Below are 19,836 nucleotides of genomic sequence, written 5' to 3'. Positions count from 1 at the left end.
ACCGTAACCATTGCAGTGTGTACTTGGCACACGATACCCTTGGTATACAAAACGGCCTCTTTCCCAGTTCCTGGAAAGAGGCCGTTTAATTCTGTTTATGCCGGGAAAAGATTATACCTTTCTTACTGATCCAGCGTATATAGTGGCAGGTTCACTGGCAATGCCGCTGGACGCCGACATGTGCTCTGCATCTTGTAAAAGGTCTGCTCATCCGAAGAATCATGGAAAGCCCACATGGCTTCAAGCACGTGGTAGGCCAGCTCGCCGCTCGCTCGGTGCGCGCGACCACTTTGAACAGCATACGCCATATCCGCCACGCCGATGCCACGTGTATTTTGCTGGTATCCTGGAAGAAGCGGAGCTTCTGTCCATTCATGTTCACCCGTCAAGCGAAAACGTACTGGGCCGCCAAAAGTGTTCGGATCAGGGACTTGCAACGTGCCATGCGTTCCGTAAATCTCAATCGGGGGCAATGCACTTCCGCCAAATACATCAAAGCTTGTAATTAGCGTACCGATGGCTCCCTGCTCAAATTGGAGCAGACCGGTGACATGGGTTGGAATGTCAACGGGGATGATCTGGCCTCTCTTTTTCTCACTCGTAATGGTTCGTTCTGTCATCGCTTTACCCGTCATTCCCGCAATGGACTTAATCGGTCCCAGCAATTGAACAAGCGCGGTCAAATAATAAGGCCCCATATCAAACATCGGCCCTCCGCCGCTTGCATAATAGAATTCCGGATCAGGATGCCAGAACTCATGTCCCCGGCTCATCATAAAGGCTGTTGCCGCTACCGGCTTCCCGATGATACCATCCTCTACGAGCTGCAGTGCTGTCTGGATGCCTGAACCGAAGAAGGTTTCAGGTGCACAGCCTACAAGAAGGCCTTTACGTTTTGCTGTTTCAAGTACAGCCTGCCCTTCTTCACGGGTAACCGCGAGTGGTTTTTCGACATATACGTGTTTGCCCGATTTCAGCGCACGTATGCATACTTCGGCATGCACGGCAGGAATCGTCAGATTGATGATCAGCTCGATCTCGGGACTCGCAAACATTTCGTCCACCGTGTATACGTTAGGAACGTTGTATGCAGCAGCCTGCTCCTCTGCCCGATTCCGATCCAGGTCGGCAACCGCAACCAGCTCAAGCACCTCGAAACGGTGGCAGTTCTCCATATAGATGCCGCTGATTTTACCACAGCCGATAATACCTACTTTCATTGTTTTCATGCCCTTGCTCCCTTCGCCGTGGATCTGATATGTGTTTAAAGCTCTCTTATGGATGTCATGTGAGTACGAAATTGCGAACTTACAGATTGACTAGAATAATTAACTATAGAAGGTTAGGTTTGGTTGTCTGCCATACCTGTGTATACCTCTGTTGTTGCATCCGTTTTGCTACTCTTCGCCAGCTCCTTACCTGCGGCTGTCCAGAGGAAACCACTGCGCATCATCTCGGTTACGGGTTTCATATCTACGATGTCTGCATGGTGTCCCAGTGAATTGTAAAATACTCGTCCTGCACCCCAGCGCTTCGTCCATGCTACTGGCATATCGACAGGCCCATTGGCAGCGTGAGGCCCGGATACAATCGGGAAACGGGTGGTTGCGAGCACTTCCACAGCCGGGTCAACGTGCAAGTAATACTGCTCACTTTTCACCTGAAAATCTTCAATATGTTCGAAAAGCGGGCTGGAGCCTCGCTTCATATTCACCATATATTCCACCCCGTCGTTACCTGGATGAGCCACCCATTGTCCGCCCGTCATAAACTGCCAGTCTACGTTGTTACGGAACGCGTCACACATCCCTCCATGCAGACCCGCAAGGCCCACACCGCTCTGTACAGCCGCCGAAACGTTATTCACCAGTTCCTGCTCAATTTGCCCCATCGTCCATAGAGGCACAATCAGATCCAGACCGAGCAATTTCTCTGCGTCCGCATACGACTCCAAGGTGTCAGATACTTCGACCTCGAACTGCTCTTCTTTTAAGATACGCTCAAAAATGGCTGCTACTTGCTCCGGCTCATGTCCATCCCAGCCGCCCCATACAATCAGTGCTTTTTTCATTGCTAGATCCTCGCTTTCGATACATTTTTTTTGGTGCTTCCTTGGATCTGAAAATCGGAATCGGACTAAAGCTCGTTATCACATCGTTACATCTCTTCAAGAGTTACCCAGCGACGCTCCGTTACCGAACGTTCTACGGCTTCGAGTACTGCTTGGCAGGCAACTCCATCATGGAAGTTTGGCGACGGCTGACGGCCTTCTGAAATAGCGGTTACAAGTTCCAACATTTCATGTGTGAATGTGTGTTCAAAACCAATCGTATGTCCCGCAGGCCACCAAGCCTCGGCATATTTATGCGCAGGATCGGTAGCCAGCACGCGGCGGAAGCCCTGCACATCTTCATCATCCTTCGTGAAGTAGACTTCCAGTTCATTCATACGTTCAAAGTCAAAACGCACACTGCCCAAGCTACCGTTAATCTCAAAAGAGTTCGTGCTACGATGTCCGGCAGCGAATCGAGTCGCTTCGAAACTGCCAAGCGCCCCACCTGCGAATCTCGCCAGGAACAACGTGGCGTCATCCACTGTTACCTCACCTTTAGGTGCATCTGCACTTGAACTGCCTTTGGCACTAAGACCCGTCATCTCGGAAGCGAGCGGACGTTCTTTGATGAACGTTTCACTCATGCCAATAACCTCCTGGAATTCACCAACGAGGAAACGAGCGAGGTCAATTAAGTGAGCACCGAGATCACCGTGTGAACCGGAACCTGCGACTTCTTTTTGCAGACGCCATACGAGTGGGAAGTTCGGGTCCAGAATCCAATCCTGAAGGAAAAACGCACGGAAATGATAGATTTTGCCCAAACGTCCACTTTCGATCAGATCCTTCGCAAGCTGCACGGCTGGGGAGAAACGATAGTTAAACCCGACCATATGGGTTATACCTGCATCTTCTGCAGCCTGAAGCATCTCGCGGGAGTCAGCTAGCGAAAGCGCGAGTGGCTTTTCGCAGAACAAGTGCTTGCCTTGACGTGCTGCCTCCAGCGCAATTTCCTTATGAGCATCACTTGGAGCATTGATGTCAATGAGGTCGATGTCATCCCGTTTGACCAGTTCACGCCAATCCGTAACACTCTCCGACCATCCAAACTGGTCTGCCGCCGCCTGAACTCCCTGCTCATTGCGACCGCATATGACTGACATTTCAGGCTGTAGCGGTGCAGATGGGAAAAACATGGGCAGACTGCGATAGGCATTACTATGGGCCTTCCCCATAAATTTGTATCCAACCATTCCTACACGAAGACGTTTTGACATAATCATTTCCTCCCTTAATAGAATGAAAAAACATGGGTATAGAATGAAAGTACCATTTCATAGAAGGTAACTAACGGATCTGCTTGGCTCTACTCTTCAACATGACGGTTGGAAGAAGCACGAATAATCAATTCTGTGGGTAAAAGGGTTCGTAACGAGTCAAAAGATACTGTAGAATGATACCCTTTCGAATCTCTTGCATCCGCTATGCCACTCGTACCTTGCATCAGCTTGGACACAGCAAGCTCCCCCATCTCGAAAAAGGGAACCCTGACGCTGCTCAGCGCGGGAACAGCCATCTCGGCCGCATCCGAGTCATCATAACCAACAAATGCCGGGAAATCCTGAGTACGTACTCCTCGTTCCCGCAAGCCATGCATTACACCTATAGCCATCCGATCATTCGCTGCGAACACGGCATCAATCTCATGCAAACGATCAGCTATAGAGGCTGACGCCTCAATGCCACTCCGCCTGCTGTAGTTGCCTTCAAATAACAGACTAGAATCCAGCTCCATGCCCGCCTCATGCAGCCCCAATCGCACGCCCTCCAATCGATCCTGACTGTTCGAATAGCTGTCGGGTCCATTCAAAAAGGCGATTCTACGATGTCCCTGATCGGTAAGATGACGTATAGCAAGCCTGCTTCCCTCTACATGATCAGCATCCACTTCCATGAATGACTCATTCGCAAAATGCTGATTCATAACGCAGAACGGATGCCCTTCCCGATCCAGTTGCTGCATGGCCGCCAGCTCATCCTGATCATGTCTCGCACCAAGAATGATACAGGCATCAATTTTCTGTCTACGGAACAAATCGGTATAATTCATAACCTCACCTGCGGTTTGAAACATGACGAGCAGATCAAGGCCGTTGTCTCTCGCTTTGCTTCCGATACCACTTAACATTTCCGAGAAAAAATAGGCTGAAAACAGATGCGCCTTCGGAACATATGGCAACACAACGCCCAAATTGCCGCTCTTACTTCTGGCGAAGCTACGAGCAAGTGCACTCGGTACATAGCCTAGCCGCTCGGATGCTTCAAGTACCCTGCGGCGAGTCTCTTCCCTGATGGGTCCAACGCCGTTTAAAACTCTGGACACCGTCGCTTCGGATACCCCCGCTAGCTCAGCGACTTCTCTACGAGAAGCCATGTCCGTCACCTCCTTCAGATGAAATGTGCACGTATAAATCAAAAAATTATCGAGAACATTCATTTATGTACGCGCGTACATTTTCTCATGCCATGTAACCGTTGTCAATGCAAAAACAACAAAAAGAATGAGGAATTCAGGATTCACCTTTTTTCCTCATTCTTACTTGTCAATAATGTAGCGCACAGATTTGTTCTATGAACTTAATATATACGCACTATGAATTTAATATATAGATGAAGTAAACATTTTAACCATTTGTAATTACGCTTGCTTCTTTGGCAGACTGACTGAATTCAGCCTGTTCCATCTCTTTAGTCAATTTCCGGATCATGCGATCTGATGGCTCGCAGGAAGCCTGAAGCTTACGAACCTTATGCAGTACCTCTTTGTTCGGCAGGAAATGCAGGGAACGAATAAAACGAATGGTTTTCGTTTTGGCACGCATGACAATCGAATCTGTCTCCGCCCGGTCATCTGCAAGATAACGCACGCCGCCAAGAATTTCACCAGGCGTTACTCCCGTTGCGGCAAAAATAACGTCCTCTGTACCGATCATGTCTTCCATCGTCAACACTTTGTATGGGTTATCAATTCCCATCTGCAAGCAACGCTGGAATTCATCTGCATTGGCTGGCATCAAACGGCCTTGAATCTCGCCTCCGAGGCAGGACAAGGCTGCTGCAGCCAGCACGCCTTCAGGGGCACCACCTGATCCAACATACAGATCAATACCCGCTTCCGGGAAAGCTGGAGCCATCGCTCCCGCAACGTCGCCGTCACTAAGGAATTTGATCCGCACGCCGACTTTGCGAAGCGTTTTAATCGTGCTCTCATGCCTTACTCGATCAAGGATCATGACCGTGAGATCGGAGATATTTTTATTTAGAGCAACAGCCGCTTTTTCCAAGGTCACCTCAATTGGATCTTCAATGCAGACTTTGCCTACCAGCGCAGGACCAACAGCCAGTTTCTCCATATACATGTCCGGAGCGTGAAGCAGATTTCCTTTTCCCGCCACCGCAATGACCGATAATGCATTGTTCAGCCCTTTAGCCACAATCTCTGTACCTTCCAGAGGATCAACAGCGACATCAACCTCCGGTCCCTCCGCATTGCCGACTTGTTCACCGATGTACAACATTGGGGCTTCATCCATCTCCCCTTCCCCAATCACGACCGTGCCTCGAATGGACACGGAATCGAACATGGCACGCATGGCTAAAGTAGCCGCTTCGTCTGCACTATTCTTGTCGCCTCTTCCCATCCAAGGAGCTGAAGCTAAAGCCGCCAATTCTGTTACTCGGACAATTTCCAACGCCAGTTCGCGTTCCATGGTTGCCACTTCCTTTCTGATTTCCCACAGCATAACGTGAAGGTCATCTGAAAATCTATCGCAAATCCATATCAAATCAATCTATAAATAGCGTAGCATCAGCTTTTCTCTGGCATTTCCCTTATTTTTCTATTTATTAGACAAGTTAATTTAACTTGATTTAGGGGTAGGCTTATAGCGCGTATAGCTTCCTTTTTTTTGTATTAAAACATTAATATTTTTCCCAATTTTAATTATCGTTTTCTTCTCTCCTGTATCCTTAGGAGATTAGTGTTGCTATTCTACACTTATGGAGTGTTGTAACCCTAGCTCTGACTGTCATTTGAGCCAATAGGTCAGATGATTGACCTGCTCATTTTCAGTAGAATCGAAAACGATTTTCGGGAAACAATCTGGTGTATAAAAGTTTCAAATAAAATGGAATTTGTTCACTGCAATGGAGTGTCTCTTCTGTGTCTGAATCCAGTTCATAAAAGAGTGAATTTTAGTATTAATCAGGACTTTAGCATTCCCTAATACCATAGATGTCATCTATAAAGGATATCGAAAAATATAAGTTTACATAATAATTATTATGGTAAAAATTCGTCATTATACTCATGTATATTACATATACTACCAAAAGTATAACTTTCTAAAATAAAACATAACTCCCTTAAGTCTCGGATTTTTATCCATACGCCTCCTTCCCTACGCATAACAAAACAAGACCGGATCAGTTCAACAAGAAACTGCCCCGGTCTTGCTTGTTTTCGATTAAGGTTCCACACCCCATACCAACTGATCACTTACGTACCCGGTTATTTTGCTGTGATTAGCATATTGATTCCCCGTTGCCATGAAAGAATAATCATCGGACTGATTGTAATTAGACCAGTTATTTTTAGAAAACCGAGCTTGTAGCTCTGCACTTTCACCCGGATTCAGCACTCCGGCGTTACTAGTGAACCCCAGTTCAACATAATAGTCAGCGCCAGTTACTGGTGTGTCCAGCTTGACGAAGGTACTGGTAACGTTGGCACTTCCTACACTTGCCCAATCGGACCAGAAGGTCTGTGCTTGCTCACCATCAATCGTATAATAGTACCGCACCTTTACATCGCTGAGATGAATAGCCGTATTCCCGGAATTAATCAGCTTGAACTTGGGAGCGATCCCGTTCGTCGAAGCACTCGTATTGCCGTTATACGCCTGAATCGTTAGCTTGCTGTCGGGTGGTACAACAACAACGGAACTGTCGACTACATTCAATTTAAGAACGGCATCTTTACCCTGATCGAAATGAAAAGTCAGACTCGTTTGCCCGAGAGGTAGTGTTGTAAGATAGGCTTGCTTCAGCACCACTGTTGATTCAGACGCCGTATAATGCTGGCCGGAAGCCAGATTCACGCCTCCCTTTGAGATGCCCGTAAGTTGATGTCCGTTCAAGGTGAGCGAAATCGTAATATCCTGCGCATGACTTGTTGCCTTATCAAAGGTTGCACTTCCGGGTGAGATGACCGCACTTGGATTGGGCTGGTTCGCCTTCAGATCCGGCAACTCATCCAGAGTAATGACATAATCGCTTTGATAGAGCGTTTTTAATGTGGCAGCATAGTTGAACGCTTCGCTCATCAGATGCTCGCCGTACCACGGAAGGAAATAAAGCCAGCCCGCTTTTTCCTCTGTCAGATTTTTCACGCTTGGAACAGTATCGTTCTCTGTCATTGCCACCATTTTTTTGCCATTGGTCAAGTTCACCAGCTGATAAAATGTGGACGTGATGGCATCCTCGTTAGGCACACCGGATAATCCATCGTAACGATTGTAGATCGTATTGTATTTGTCAAAGCCCACAAGATCTACCTGATCATCCCCCGGATACCAAGCTGGTGAAGTACTGTATACGTAGCTGTTGTAAGTCCAGATCAGGTTATGCAGGTCATATGTTTCGGTCAGCTCGGTGTAGATCATATCCCAAAGCTTCTTATACACATCTGCTCCAGCAGAAGCCCACCAGAACCAAGCTCCCTCTCCGTTCAATCCGCCGTTTCCTTCTGCTTCATGGTAAGGACGGAAAATAACCGGCACATCATTATCCTGTAATATCTGCAGTTGCTCCGCCAGGTCTTCAATCGTCATCATCACATACTGATACTCCTTCGTACCAGGAATGACAGCTTTTGCGGTATCAAAATTCGTTTCGGTTGGTTTGTAGGTCGCCTCTTTCCAATCGACAAAATCGCCAAGCTGATACGTAGTAAAGTTACGCGGCACATTGATATGCCAAGATGCGGTTGCAATGCCTCCGCGGTTATTCACCCAATCGATCAACCGATCAGTTGTACCATCTTCCCAGCCATACAGCGGGTTGTAGTTCATAAAATCAAATCCCCGGATAGCCGGATATTTACCCGTCAGATCATGTATCCACTCAAACTCCAGCTCAGAATTCCCGTCATTCCCTCCTCCATAGATCTCCTGTTGTCCCGATATGATCTTGTGTCCGTATACCTCCGTTAAATAATTCATTAAAAGCTGCGTTTCTGGTGTAGCCTGAGAATCCGTGAGCACAGGCTGCACATTCAATGGATCAAGATCGGCATAGTCCACCGTGAACGTATCAAAATATGCATAACCCCAACCAGCCTTCAGTTGAATTGTGTTGCTTCCCTTGTTTAATTTGTGAAAACCAAAATCATAATCCGACCATGTTGTCGTATAGGGAAGCATGTAAGAACCTTTCGTTACCCCGTTCACTGCCAAGTATTGAAGTCTGCCGTCCATACTAAGCTCCTGCATATAACGGGTGGAAATACTGTACATCCCCGTTTCGGGAACGGTTACATCTAATGTGATCGTTCCCGATCCCTGCATCCAGACAAATCCGCTTCCCGAGTAACCTGGCTTCGGCTGTCCGTAAATCTGAGTTACCACTTGCAAATCCGAGGTTAATTGTGCATCTTCACCTTCAATCGTAAGTAGCGGGGCATCCGCTTGCGCAGGTGCAGGCAATGCCAGCATACCCAACAACAAGGTACTGACCAGCATGATTGCCAATGCTTTTTGAATCCTCTCCCTCCATCCATTCTTCGTTCCCATCTCCATTCGGACCTTCATTGCCATCTCCCTTTCCATCTGAAATGTGAGAGCGAAATGTGCATAACCCCAATCATGATGGCGCTTTCATATGTAAACATATCATGAGTGGATAAAATTGTAAATATATGGTTATATAGATCAGTCATCACTATATGTATCAAGAAAAAATAATTATTCTATCCCAATAAAACTTTACAAACTCACATTCCGAAAACGCTTAAATTTACATTTAAAAACACTATGTTTTTCACAATCTAGTCATGCTTATGTAACTAAGCTCTTCATTCATCTGACACCTGAATAAACATAGCTTATTCTTTTTTTATTCCCTGATATCCAAGTAATCAGGAATTCGGGTGATGTGCCTTTACTTTTGTCCAAGGCGAACTCTTCCACGTTTTTCGTTATGTCCAAAAGGTAGTGACCATCAGGTGACGACACATCATGATATTCGATCGTATCGTTAGGGTATACAACCATAACTTTTACGTTGCTTGCTTTTTTCGCTGGAATCATATCAAACGTTACCGTTGCTTTGTACATTCCGCGATCTCCCCCATAACTTTCGACAACCTGGCTCGTATTTACGACGGCCTCATTATTCTCAATGTAATTTGCAAGCAACATGATCACAAGCAGACTTAACACGGTACCGAGAAACAAATGCTTTTTCTTCATCATAATCCTCCCACACAAAAAAATAAGAACTTTCCACGGGCAGCACTTGATCTCCACTCGCAGGAAATTCTCTATTATTCTTAATATTACCATAATTTTGTACAAAGCTTAAATCGTGCTACCGCTTCGGATCATCAGGTTTCAGCACCATCTGTTTGTACAAAGTTAACCGCTGATCTGTTTACATTTTCTTTTACCACTGTTCCAACCGTTCCTTTAACTGCGCAACGCTCACTTGCCTTGTTTACCGCGCGTATAATCCCGCCATAGCCTGTACAGCGACAGAGATTACCACATAATCCGGTTTCAATCTGCTCCAGAGAAGGATGTGGACATGCGTCCAGCAAAGCCTTGGTTGAAATAATCATCCCTGGAGTGCAGTATCCACACTGAAACCCGCCTTCTTCCACGAAGGCTTGTTGAATGGGATGTAGCTCTCCCTCTTTCTCACCATGAAGTCCTTCAATGGTTGTAATGTCGCTTCCCTCACTTTGATACGCCATCACAAGGCAGGCATTAACCGGCTCTCCATTCATGAGAATCATACATGCACCGCATCGTCCGACCTCACAAGAAACCTTCGTTCCCGTCAGCTCTAAGCGATTCCGAAGGATATCGACAAGCCGTGTTTCAGGAGAAACGGACAGTTCTTTTAATTGCCCATTCACTCTAGCACTCCATGTCTGTTCAAGAGGCTGATTCTTCATGATGGCTTCACTCCTTCTGGCAAAAGAACATTTATCCCCTGACTGAGTTGCTCGCGCGGCACGGGGAGCTGAGTTACCCATACGCCTGTTGCCTGATGAATAGCTGCAGTAATCGCAGGTGCAAGTGCAACGGAACCAATCTCGCCAATGCCTCTGGGTCCGAATGCATCTCCTTCAGGTAACTCTTCAATTGCCTCTACTTCTAAATTCGAGTGAATATCCTTGATCGTCGGAATTAAATACGTGTCCAGATTCGCCGTAACGTAGCGGCTCTGCTCCATGACGGCATCCTCGGTTAACGTAAATCCAAGTGCCATCACACTGCCACCTTCAATCTGCCCTATATAACCCATCGGATTGATCACCGGTCCTGCGGCTACAATATGCCTTGTATCCAAAAGTTTGGTTTCGCCCGTCAGCGTATTGACCTCCACCTCTGCAGCAACTGCGGCATACGTGTAAAGGTAATGACCGCCCATCACATTGTCAGGCGTCGTGGGGTAATGAAAAGTGGTGTCAAAAATCCATTCCTGCGCTTCACCCTGCTTTACAAGATCCGTATAAGCGACGACTAAGCGGGGGGCAGAGGTTGAAGAGGAATCCTGTGATTTTATCCATATTCCCTCACGTCCTATCATGAGTTGCTCTGCCGAAATCCCAGAAAACTGTGATGCAACTTTAAGTAGCTTTGCACGGAACGGGTGCTGCAAGCGTTGCAAAGCCATCCAGGCCATCGTGGTCGAACGGGATGCCGTACTCGAGCCACTATGGGGCACGCGGTCTGTATCCCCAATGACAATGCTCAGGTCCGATGGGTGACACTGGAAGAGATCACAGAGCATGATCTCTAGCGTGGCCACAAGGCCTTGCCCGAACTCCTCGTAGCTAAAAGCCACTTCGATCTTGCCCTCCGCATTCAGCGACAAGCGTCCACCAGCCGGATCCGGAATGCCATAACCAAGCCCGGCGCCATGCATCGCGATAGCCGCCCCTACTCCTCGTTTGATCCATGGAGGAAGTGACGCTTCCACCGGAGGATGAAGATGCTTCTGCCATAGCTCCGAGCGGTCCAGCGCCTCCCATACTTGATATAATCCATCCGTGGGCAGAATACGCTGGTTCAAGGGACCGGGATCATGCTTCTGCCTCAGATTACGCCGCCGAAACTCCCAGGGGTCCATATCTATGAGCTGTGCCAAACGATCCATCTGACCTTCCATTGCAAAGATCGCCTGATTGCCTCCGAATCCGCGAAACTCCCCGGATAATCCATTGTTTGTATACACAGATACCCCTTCTACATCCACATGCGGAATCATATACGGCCCCATACAATGCTCGGTACAGAAGTTTAATACGGGTGCTCCAAGTGTTGCATATGCACCGGTATCTGCCGTAATACGAACCCGATGTGCCTGCAAAATCCCCTCACGGCTTATACCCGTTTGCATCTCAATCTTCATCGGATGACGCTTCAAACCAGCCCGAACGGATTCTTTACGCGAATTGTGCATTTTAACAGGGCGGCCGCATTTTAACGCGAGCAGTGCACCATAAGGTTGCACGTTCAATTCATCTTTTCCGCCAAACGAACCGCCAATAGGTGAAGATACCACCCGAATGTGTTCTTCCGGGCAGCCAATAATACGTGCGAGTTGCATACGATCCTTATACCCATGCTGTGTTGCCGCATAGACATGAAGACGACCCATCTCGTCAGGTGCAAACAGCCCTCCCTCTGTCTCCATATATGCATGCATTTGTCGTGGCGTATAATAAGTCTCAGTTACGATATGTGCACAAGAATCAAAAGCTTGCTGGGCATCTCCGCGTTTGATCTCTGTACGATGCAGCACATTGCCTGGACCATGTGGATGCAGTTCAGGCGCCCCAGGAGCCAGTGCGGCAGCCGTGCTATCCAGTGGCTCAATCTCCTCATACTTTACACGAATAGCTTCTATGGCGAGCAAGGCTCGTTCAGGTGAGTCGGCCGCAACCGCGGCAATCGCATCGCCTACATAACGAACAACATCTTCACAGAAGACGGGCTGATCCGGGGTCGCAATACCAAAACGGTTGAGTCCAGGTACGTCTTTGGCCGTTAACACCGCATATACACCCTCCATGGCTTCCGCTTCCGATATATCAACAGACCGTAGCCGCGCATACGGATAAGCACTTCGCAGCACTTTTCCATAGACCATGTTAGGCAAGGACATATCCGTTAGATACTGCAATTGTCCCGTGACCTTAGGAGGACCATCCGGCCGCATATGCCAGCGATTTCCACTCTGTTTCCGGTTAAGCAACATGGTGTTCCTCCCCTTTCGTAGCTCCTTTTTTAAGTCCAGTTCTGATTTGCAGACAGCTTAGTTGCCTATGGATGAAAAGCCTGCCAAAGTCCGGCCCCAAGCATATTCCCTGCCGACTGTCTTCTGTAGAGTTCAGTGGCAAAAGCATCCGTATAGGATACAAATTCAGCAGTAGCCTGGGTTGCAAGCCCGGCGGCTTGAGAAGCATCTGCTTTTCCTGATCGAAGCCAGTGCTCCGTTTCGGTTAACCTCACGGCTATACCCGAGCCGCCACCAGCAGCTATCGCAACCTGTGTCCATCGTCCGTCCTCCGGGCTAATCTCCCCGTGAAAAGCTACCGTGACAAGCGAGGCAGTAAATGCCTCTCTTCGGCCTAATTTACGATAAAAGGAGAATTGATGATTTCGTTCAGGTATGGATTGCTCGGTCTCGTATACGTACTGCTCTGGATCAGAGCACGATAGATTTACTGTAGCGTTCCTGAACGGAATATGAATGGAGATTAATACATCATCTGCATTCAGCTTGTTATCACGTCCATTTTCAAGCCATAACGCCACGTGCTGCGTCTCCATACCACGACAGGTCAGCAAGTGAAGCTCAGCATCATACACAAGTAGCGCCGGTAATGAATCCCCTATCCCGGAAGCAATATTTCCGCCAATCGTCGCCAGATTTCGAACAGAAGGGGCCGCTATAGCCAAGATAGCCTGATGCAAAATAGGAAACCAGCTTAGCAAAGGGTCTGTTGCACATTCCCTCAATCGGGTCATGGCTCCAATCACAATCTCATCCCCTTGCATCGAGATTCCACTGATCTCGGGAATGCAAGCCAAACTAACCAAATGTTCTGGTAAAATTTTTGATGAAGCCTCCCATTGTGTTCGCAATAACGTGCCTCCAGCAACGTAACACCGTGTTCCTTCAATCTGTTCCCTAATATTTTGTAGTTCTTGTAACGTATCTGGCTGCCACACCGAGGGCTGTGCACCTGAGCCGTATCCCGGCAGTACCATGGCTCTCCCTCCTTTATTTCTCCGTTTCCTCTACCTTCCCAATCGTCTTGCTGTGTTCGTACAGAGTCGCGTTGTTTTCAGGCTTCCCTCCACATCCGTTCTTCTGCATATTTCAGAATTTGTTGCACTTGCAACTCCGTATCAGCGTCCCAGAAACTCTCTCGCCCTAAAGACACCTGTACACCTTGGTATTTAGGGTTTCGGAGCATTTTTCGTGCCCCTTCATCTCCGTGTAGGGACAGAAGCGGGCCGAACATATGTGAGCGAAAAGCAACCGGGGGTTTACTCCCCTCATTGTCCGTACCCGCAACATAATCAGACAGCGGATTAGAATCCAGTACTGCGGTGACATGATTAATATTCTCTGTCGTTATAAGGGGCTGGTCTGCCATCAGCATCAGGACCCCCTTCGGCTTGTATTCCATCGCCGTCAATATACCGCAACGAATGGAGTTTGCCATACCACCAGCAAAATCGTTACATAATACCATACGCAATCTTTTGTCGGGATTATATGTGTAAGAGAATGCCTTGTGCCATTTGGAAGGTAACCATTCAAGACTATCCTCTGGTTTGACCACACAGATGATGTGATCCAACCGGGAATTCAGAGCGGCCTCCAGTGTCCATGCCGCCAGTGCTCTTCCATCCGGCATCATAACCGATAGTTTATCTCGCCCAAGTCTGCTGCTCTTGCCAGCCGCCAGAACGATACCTGTCGTTTGCATAAGCACCGCTCCTTTTTTCGGTTACTAACGCAGATTTAACAGCCGTTCCCTTACGTCTTACCGCAATCAACTCTGCAACAATACTGATCGCGATCTCCTCTGGCCCATCTGCACCAATGGACAATCCAACTGGACTATGCACGTGATGTAATGGTGGCATCCCGTCGAACAAACGAGCTGTTCGGGTACGTGAACCCATAATGCCGAGATATGCATAGTTGGTGTTGTCTAATAACGCTATCCATTCTCGTTCACGGGGGAATTGATGACTCATTAGGATGAGATAGTCATGTTCATTGATGTTCAGCTGCGGGAAAACTTCCTGAGGAAAACCGTGCACGAGTTCCGCATCTGGAAATCGTTCTGGCGTACACAAGGGTGCTCTCCAATCTGTGATAACGATACGGAATCCAGCGGATTGAGACAGTCCGGCGACCGGTACAACATCATTTCCGGCGCCAATGATAATCAAACGTGGTTTGGGCGTATATAGCGAAGTAAAATGTTGAGGAAGATTCCAAGGATTATTCCTAACCTCCAGATCAGGAGGACAGGACAACGACAAATCATTTTCGAAACAATCAGGTTGTTCATTTGCAGTTAAATATTGCTCTTGTCCTGGCTCGGCTGACTTGACTGATTCGATCTTCGAGCAACGATACGTAATGTTAGTGTAATCTTCATTAAACGACCGGAGAAGAGAAACCGCTATGGCCGCATCCAAACATCGTTGCATCTGTTTCATTATGTCATTCAGCTCACCACAGATCGGTTCAAGCAGAACAACTACAAGGCCTCCGCAACCAATCGTTTCGCCCCAGGACAAGTCGTCTTCAGGCCTCATATCGTAGGAAGCCAGCTCAAGTTGTTGCGTCTCCAGCACGCGGCTCACCCTGGCTTGCAGGTCACTCTCCAGACAACCCGGACTGATACTACCGAACAGCCTGCCGTCTTCCGTTATTAGCATAGAAACCCCTTGTTTGCGATAGGCATGCCCCTCCACTTTAATCGCAGTAGCAAGTACACTCCGGGTTTCACGAAGGGCAATGACACACAGATCATGCATCTCCATAGGGCCGCCCCCTCTTTACTATTTGCCTTTCAACGTTTCTGTTATAACCGTTTCATTAGCCGTGCAATGCATTTATCTGACTCTCGTAATACGATGCTGCGGTCAATAGTTTGTATTTTACGATTGTTCAGCACAATACTGCCATCAATGATGACCGTTTCCACACAGCTACGGGTAGCCGAATACACGATACGGGAGTAAATGTCGGTCTCATAGGACGGGTACGTATGAAAATCATCAAGGTCAAGCAGGATCATATCTGCCTTTTTGCCGACTTCAAGACTGCCTATCTCTCTGGATAGCCCCAACACTTCCGCCCCGCCCATCGTTGCCATGTGTAACACGGTTCTGGCATCCATCACCGTCGGCCCGTGCGGCACCTTCTGGATCAGTGCTGTCATACGCATCTCCTGAAACATATCCAGATTGTTATTACATGGCGCACCGTCTGCACCGATTCCCACTGCGATCTGCCGGTTCAACAGGTCAGGGATATCCGCGATTCCCGAAGAAAGTTTCATGTTGGATCCGGGACAATGGGTTACTTTGACACCACGTTTACGAATAATCTCCTTCTCTTCTTCACTCAGCCACACACAATGCGCAAGAACCAATCTGGGAGTAGCCAGGCCGATGTGATCAAGATAGACGATGTTACGCATACCTCTCTCGCGTTCGACCAGTTCAATCTCTCCACGATTCTCGGAAGCATGGGTGTGCACTTTGACGTGATATTTATTCGAGAGGTCACGTACTTCCGTAAGCAATTGTTCTGTGCAGGAGACAACAAACCTTGGACAAAACGCATATTGAATGCGGCCTCCACCGAATCCGTTCCATTTTTCTAACAAATCAACACTCTGCTGCAGCGAATCCGCCGTATTCTCACGCAGAGGCTCAGGAACCTCATCACCATGATCCATCATCACCTTGCCTGAGATAACCCGGATGCCACTCTGGGCCATCGCTTGAAAAGCCGATTCCGTATGGTTCACGGTCTCCATATCCAGAATGGTTGTTGTGCCGCTAGAGATCAATTCGCCCAGTCCAAGCATTGCCGAGTAATACACCGATTCTTCATCATGTGCCGCTTCTAACGGCCAGATTCGCTTGCGAAGCCAATCCATTAGTTCCATATCGTCTGCACGTCCACGAAACAACGTCTGGCATAGATGGATGTGGGTCTGGATAAACCCCGGCAGTAACACCTTCCCTCGCGCATCAATGACTTGATCTGCCAAGTTCTCATCGATATGCACCGCCATTTCTTTGATTTTGTTATCTTCGATGAGAAGATCTCCCGTAAATACTTCCTCTTCTGTATTCATCGTGACCAATTGCGCGCCTTTGAGTAGAATCGTTCCCATCCCCATCTCCCCTATCCCGTCCTGTCTTATCTTCAGCTTCCCCGGTACGTGCTGTATCCCCCCGGTGCTATCAACAAAGGGATATGATAATGGCCTCCGGTATCTCTTACGGCAAAACGAATAGCGACTTCGGTCCACAACACATGTGTGACATCCGTTTGAGCATCTTGTGCAAAATAGCGTTTCACATCAAAACGCAGTTCATATTCGCCCACTTCCAGCTTCCCTTCATGTAGCAATGGTGCATTCAAACGTCCATCCGAATTGGTCAATGATTCTGCCATCTTCAGGGCATTCCACTCGTTTCCTGACCATTTTATAAAATAGAGTTCAATTCTCACTCCTACAGCAGGAGCACCCTTAGATGTATCCAGTACATGTGTAGTAATCCGGCCAGCATTCGGCTGCATCAGGCATTCACCTTCGATCTATGTTTATCCTTTTTCTTCAGATCACTTTGCACGCTCGGTCATCCATTGTTGCAAACGGATTGTAGCAATTTTAAACACTTCATTTAATGCCGTTACGAATTCTTCTTGCTCGCTTCTCTCTAGACGTTGTCTTATGGAATCAGAAATAGATCCCTTCGTATGGCCCTTCACCGCTAAAATGAACGGAAAGCCAAATTGCTTTGTATACCTCTCATTCAACTGCTTTAGCTCGTTATATTGTTCCGGTGTTAATGAATCCAGGCCAGCACCAGCCTGCTCCCGAACCGAGCTGGTACTCATACTAATCCGAGCACCCAAATCCGGATGCTTTCGGAGCAGTTCCAGCTTCTCTTTATACTCCGAGTCAAGAACTTGTTTCGTCATAACCTGCATCATCTCTTCCCATGAACCAAAAGGCCGAAGACCGGCAGCACGCTCTGCAATCCAAGCAGACTCTTCAAATAACGAGCCAAATTCTTTCATAAACCGTTGATCAGACCAGCCGTTAACGAGATGTATAAGATCATCCATGTGATAACCTCCGGTCTCTATTTAATTATTGTTCCTCATTCTATTCACTGACTCAGAATACAGCAATATTATTTACGTGATTTTGTAAAATAACATAACATCAAACAAATGAATTGTTATCCGCGCACGGAATCCCCCTTTTTACACTTGCTATGTATGTCAAAAAACCGCACTCACCAATGAAGGAAGTGCGGTTTAATCAATTTTAATATAAATTATGGCCAACACTCTAAGTCTCACTCATATCACGAGCATTATAAACACAAGAACACATGATCACATGAGCACACCAATCATACGAGCAGCAGTGATTACGTACGAAGTCTTACAGGCGCTTTATCTCGCACGAATTTACGGAAGGTAAAGACCAGCTTTAATTTGAGCAGATCATTCGTCTTTTTGAAATCCATTTGCAACAGACTGCCGATCTTCTCCATACGATAAGTTACCGTATTGCGATGCACATACAACTGTTTGGCGGCTTCATTAATTAATCCGTCATTTTCAATAAAAGACTCTAGCGTACTCATCAGTACCTGATTGGGATCACCGTCTCTGGCATGCAAAGGTTCGAGCACTTTATGACAATAGTTCTCCATCATTTGTTCCGGCACATGCTGAAATACATACGCAAATTCCAACATTTCAAATTGTAGTGCCCGATCCTTCATGCCGAGCCTTCGGGCTAACTGACGCGTATCCAGACACTCTTGGTATGCTTCACGTAGTGAAGTTGGCTCATGTTTCATTTTGCTTATCCAGAAACGAGGACCTGGCGCACCTTTGGCTTCTTGAGCCATAAGCACATCGCCAAATCGATTTAAAAGAAAGGCGGACAACTCCTCGCCATAATCACGCCCGGTCGGACAACTGTAGATGGATAGTATGCCTTCATTCATCTGAAAATGCTGGGAAGCTGTAAATTGCATAAGGGGATTGTACTGCAACTCACGATGAATCTGTTTGAGTAGTTTCCCCTCGACAAAGGCATTGGGTTCGAGCGTAGTTAACACACACTGATACGTCTCTTGAAAAAGGTGCACTCCTTTATTTTCGCTCAAAGTCATGAGCTCCTGTATGGTCAATTTCTGCTCCATATATTGGGTCAGCAAGGTCCGCATTTCATCCTGAACGGTTGGATTGATATGCTCACGGTAGGTCATATCCATGTAAAAGGCGAGCACATCCGCAGCTTGCTGGAACAGTTCCTCCTCCGCTCGTAGAGACAAGGCAGAATCCGTGTACACCAGCAGGAAACCCAGTTCTTCGTCCTTTTGTTGAATCGGGACTCGGTGACAGCTCCCCTGATTCCATTTTACCCGGTGCATGACTGATTTCCAGGGCCAGCCTTGCGTGACTGCATTGTCCGACATCACGTCATCGTTCGCATAGAGCACATGTCCGCGGGAGCCGATAACGGCAATCGAATAATTGAGGATCGTGGACATTTCGGCAAACACATTGCGATGATGTTGTTGCTGTAAAGCGAACTGCATTAGTTTCTTTTGTTTTTGCACAACTTCGTGCAGGAGCCGATGGCTACGTTCATGTTCCGCTTTAAACAAGGCGTTCATCTGGTCAGAGAAAGTGAATTGGAACGGAAGCTCCAAAAGCGGTAGCCGAAGTCGATTCGCTTCCTCTACTATGCCTTGGGGAATCGAATCCCAGAATCGTCCAAGCTTGATGCCGATTCCCGCGCATCCACGTTCATTCAGCCGTTGCATTAAACGAAGCGTATCTGTTTCACTATCTTTGATCATAAAAGCGGTCGTAAACAACATTTCTCCAGATTTGATCCAATCTGCAATATCAGGAGCGTCCATGACGTTGACTGACTTCATCATCCGTGAAGTCCCTTCCCGGCCCGCAATCAATTTGGCTTCAGACAGCGGGTATACCTGCAAAGCTTCTTTAACGGTAAGCTGCATGGACATGACCTCCCATATATTTAACACATTTGTGTAAACAAATCGTTTACAATGACCTTTAGGCTTCATAATCCCACCGATTTCGAAATGAAAAATAGAGAACCTTTAATTGTTTGTTAAGTATTATAACATCAATTTCCATAAAGAAACTTACATGAGAAA

Annotated in this window: 16 protein-coding genes; all 16 read right to left on the bottom strand. The window is 47.4% G+C overall.

The genetic code is table 11. The features are described from left to right. Positions 1–122: 122 nt before the first annotated feature. Positions 123–1,229 carry a Gfo/Idh/MocA family protein gene (locus J2T16_RS02000; protein WP_499017677.1) on the bottom strand — a complete coding sequence of 369 codons (1,107 nt, stop codon included), beginning with the start codon at positions 1,227–1,229 and terminating at the stop codon, positions 123–125. Between the two features lie 113 nt (positions 1,230–1,342). Next, a complete protein-coding gene (locus tag J2T16_RS01995) occupies positions 1,343–2,071 on the bottom strand; it encodes a ThuA domain-containing protein (RefSeq protein ID WP_090924833.1) in 729 nt (242 codons plus the stop codon). An 86-nt stretch (positions 2,072–2,157) separates the two neighbouring features. Continuing rightward, positions 2,158–3,330 (bottom strand): Gfo/Idh/MocA family protein, encoded by a 1,173-nt coding sequence (locus J2T16_RS01990; RefSeq protein WP_499017676.1) that lies wholly within the window; start codon positions 3,328–3,330, stop codon positions 2,158–2,160. Positions 3,331–3,419: 89 nt separating this feature from the next. Continuing rightward, positions 3,420–4,487: a LacI family DNA-binding transcriptional regulator gene (locus tag J2T16_RS01985; protein ID WP_154890370.1), complete on the bottom strand. Its 1,068-nt coding sequence runs from the start codon at positions 4,485–4,487 to the stop codon at positions 3,420–3,422. 250 nt (positions 4,488–4,737) lie between these two features. Then, positions 4,738–5,823 (bottom strand): class II fructose-bisphosphatase, encoded by a 1,086-nt coding sequence (glpX, locus tag J2T16_RS01980; RefSeq protein ID WP_499017675.1) that lies wholly within the window; start codon positions 5,821–5,823, stop codon positions 4,738–4,740. Positions 5,824–6,579: 756 nt separating this feature from the next. Further along, positions 6,580–8,904 (bottom strand): glycosyl hydrolase, encoded by a 2,325-nt coding sequence (locus tag J2T16_RS01975; RefSeq protein ID WP_499017674.1) that lies wholly within the window; start codon positions 8,902–8,904, stop codon positions 6,580–6,582. Between the two features lie 285 nt (positions 8,905–9,189). Next, a complete protein-coding gene (locus J2T16_RS01970; RefSeq protein ID WP_336120104.1) occupies positions 9,190–9,582 on the bottom strand; it encodes a hypothetical protein in 393 nt (130 codons plus the stop codon). A gap of 134 nt (positions 9,583–9,716) precedes the next feature. Further along, on the bottom strand, positions 9,717–10,289 hold the full coding sequence (locus J2T16_RS01965) for a (2Fe-2S)-binding protein (RefSeq protein WP_221789477.1): 573 nt from the start codon (positions 10,287–10,289) through the stop codon (positions 9,717–9,719). Further along, positions 10,286–12,601: a xanthine dehydrogenase subunit D gene (pucD, locus tag J2T16_RS01960; RefSeq protein WP_221789475.1), complete on the bottom strand. Its 2,316-nt coding sequence runs from the start codon at positions 12,599–12,601 to the stop codon at positions 10,286–10,288. The genes J2T16_RS01965 and pucD overlap by 4 nt, the downstream gene beginning before the upstream one ends. A gap of 65 nt (positions 12,602–12,666) precedes the next feature. Next, entirely contained in the window at positions 12,667–13,617 is a 951-nt protein-coding gene (locus J2T16_RS01955; RefSeq protein WP_499017673.1) for an FAD binding domain-containing protein, read from the bottom strand. Positions 13,618–13,694: 77 nt separating this feature from the next. Then, positions 13,695–14,345 carry a nucleotidyltransferase family protein gene (locus J2T16_RS01950; protein ID WP_154890376.1) on the bottom strand — a complete coding sequence of 217 codons (651 nt, stop codon included), beginning with the start codon at positions 14,343–14,345 and terminating at the stop codon, positions 13,695–13,697. After that, positions 14,287–15,417, bottom strand: coding sequence for an XdhC family protein (locus J2T16_RS01945; protein ID WP_499017672.1), 1,131 nt, complete (start codon positions 15,415–15,417; stop codon positions 14,287–14,289). The genes J2T16_RS01950 and J2T16_RS01945 overlap by 59 nt, the downstream gene beginning before the upstream one ends. A 41-nt stretch (positions 15,418–15,458) precedes the next feature. Continuing rightward, the gene (locus tag J2T16_RS01940) at positions 15,459–16,784 is read right to left on the bottom strand and encodes a 5'-deoxyadenosine deaminase (protein ID WP_221789469.1); all 1,326 of its coding nucleotides are present in this window, start codon (positions 16,782–16,784) and stop codon (positions 15,459–15,461) included. Between the two features lie 32 nt (positions 16,785–16,816). Next, positions 16,817–17,194: a hydroxyisourate hydrolase gene (gene uraH, locus J2T16_RS01935; protein ID WP_221789468.1), complete on the bottom strand. Its 378-nt coding sequence runs from the start codon at positions 17,192–17,194 to the stop codon at positions 16,817–16,819. Between the two features lie 42 nt (positions 17,195–17,236). Continuing rightward, positions 17,237–17,746 carry a 2-oxo-4-hydroxy-4-carboxy-5-ureidoimidazoline decarboxylase gene (gene uraD, locus J2T16_RS01930; RefSeq protein WP_221789467.1) on the bottom strand — a complete coding sequence of 170 codons (510 nt, stop codon included), beginning with the start codon at positions 17,744–17,746 and terminating at the stop codon, positions 17,237–17,239. A gap of 311 nt (positions 17,747–18,057) precedes the next feature. Beyond that, positions 18,058–19,674, bottom strand: coding sequence for a PucR family transcriptional regulator (locus tag J2T16_RS01925; RefSeq protein ID WP_221789466.1), 1,617 nt, complete (start codon positions 19,672–19,674; stop codon positions 18,058–18,060). Between the last annotated feature and the right edge of the window lie 162 nt (positions 19,675–19,836).

Origin of the sequence: Paenibacillus intestini (assembly GCF_030803945.1) — a bacterium.
In the GTDB taxonomy this organism is placed as follows: Bacteria; Bacillota; Bacilli; order Paenibacillales; family Paenibacillaceae; genus Paenibacillus; species Paenibacillus polysaccharolyticus.
Note: the sequence above shows the minus strand (reverse complement) of the source record. Positions and strands in the feature narration are given on the sequence as shown.

Bases quoted from the DNA above. Each gene is read 5' to 3' on its own strand.
- glpX (WP_499017675.1), bottom strand. From the start codon at position 5,823: ATGGAACGCGAACTGGCGTTGGAAATTGTCCGAGTAACAGAATTGGCG.
- J2T16_RS02000 (WP_499017677.1), bottom strand. From the start codon at position 1,229: ATGAAAACAATGAAAGTAGGTATTATCGGCTGTGGTAAAATCAGCGGC.
- J2T16_RS01970 (WP_336120104.1), bottom strand. From the start codon at position 9,582: ATGAAGAAAAAGCATTTGTTTCTCGGTACCGTGTTAAGTCTGCTTGTG.
- J2T16_RS01945 (WP_499017672.1), bottom strand. From the start codon at position 15,417: ATGGAGATGCATGATCTGTGTGTCATTGCCCTTCGTGAAACCCGGAGT.
- J2T16_RS01995 (WP_090924833.1), bottom strand. From the start codon at position 2,071: ATGAAAAAAGCACTGATTGTATGGGGCGGCTGGGATGGACATGAGCCG.
- J2T16_RS01975 (WP_499017674.1), bottom strand. From the start codon at position 8,904: ATGGGAACGAAGAATGGATGGAGGGAGAGGATTCAAAAAGCATTGGCA.
- J2T16_RS01955 (WP_499017673.1), bottom strand. From the start codon at position 13,617: ATGGTACTGCCGGGATACGGCTCAGGTGCACAGCCCTCGGTGTGGCAG.
- pucD (WP_221789475.1), bottom strand. From the start codon at position 12,601: ATGTTGCTTAACCGGAAACAGAGTGGAAATCGCTGGCATATGCGGCCG.
- J2T16_RS01985 (WP_154890370.1), bottom strand. From the start codon at position 4,487: ATGGCTTCTCGTAGAGAAGTCGCTGAGCTAGCGGGGGTATCCGAAGCG.
- J2T16_RS01965 (WP_221789477.1), bottom strand. From the start codon at position 10,289: ATGAAGAATCAGCCTCTTGAACAGACATGGAGTGCTAGAGTGAATGGG.
- J2T16_RS01940 (WP_221789469.1), bottom strand. From the start codon at position 16,784: ATGGGAACGATTCTACTCAAAGGCGCGCAATTGGTCACGATGAATACA.
- uraH (WP_221789468.1), bottom strand. From the start codon at position 17,194: ATGCAGCCGAATGCTGGCCGGATTACTACACATGTACTGGATACATCT.
- J2T16_RS01990 (WP_499017676.1), bottom strand. From the start codon at position 3,330: ATGTCAAAACGTCTTCGTGTAGGAATGGTTGGATACAAATTTATGGGG.
- J2T16_RS01925 (WP_221789466.1), bottom strand. From the start codon at position 19,674: ATGCAGCTTACCGTTAAAGAAGCTTTGCAGGTATACCCGCTGTCTGAA.
- uraD (WP_221789467.1), bottom strand. From the start codon at position 17,746: ATGGATGATCTTATACATCTCGTTAACGGCTGGTCTGATCAACGGTTT.
- J2T16_RS01950 (WP_154890376.1), bottom strand. From the start codon at position 14,345: ATGCAAACGACAGGTATCGTTCTGGCGGCTGGCAAGAGCAGCAGACTT.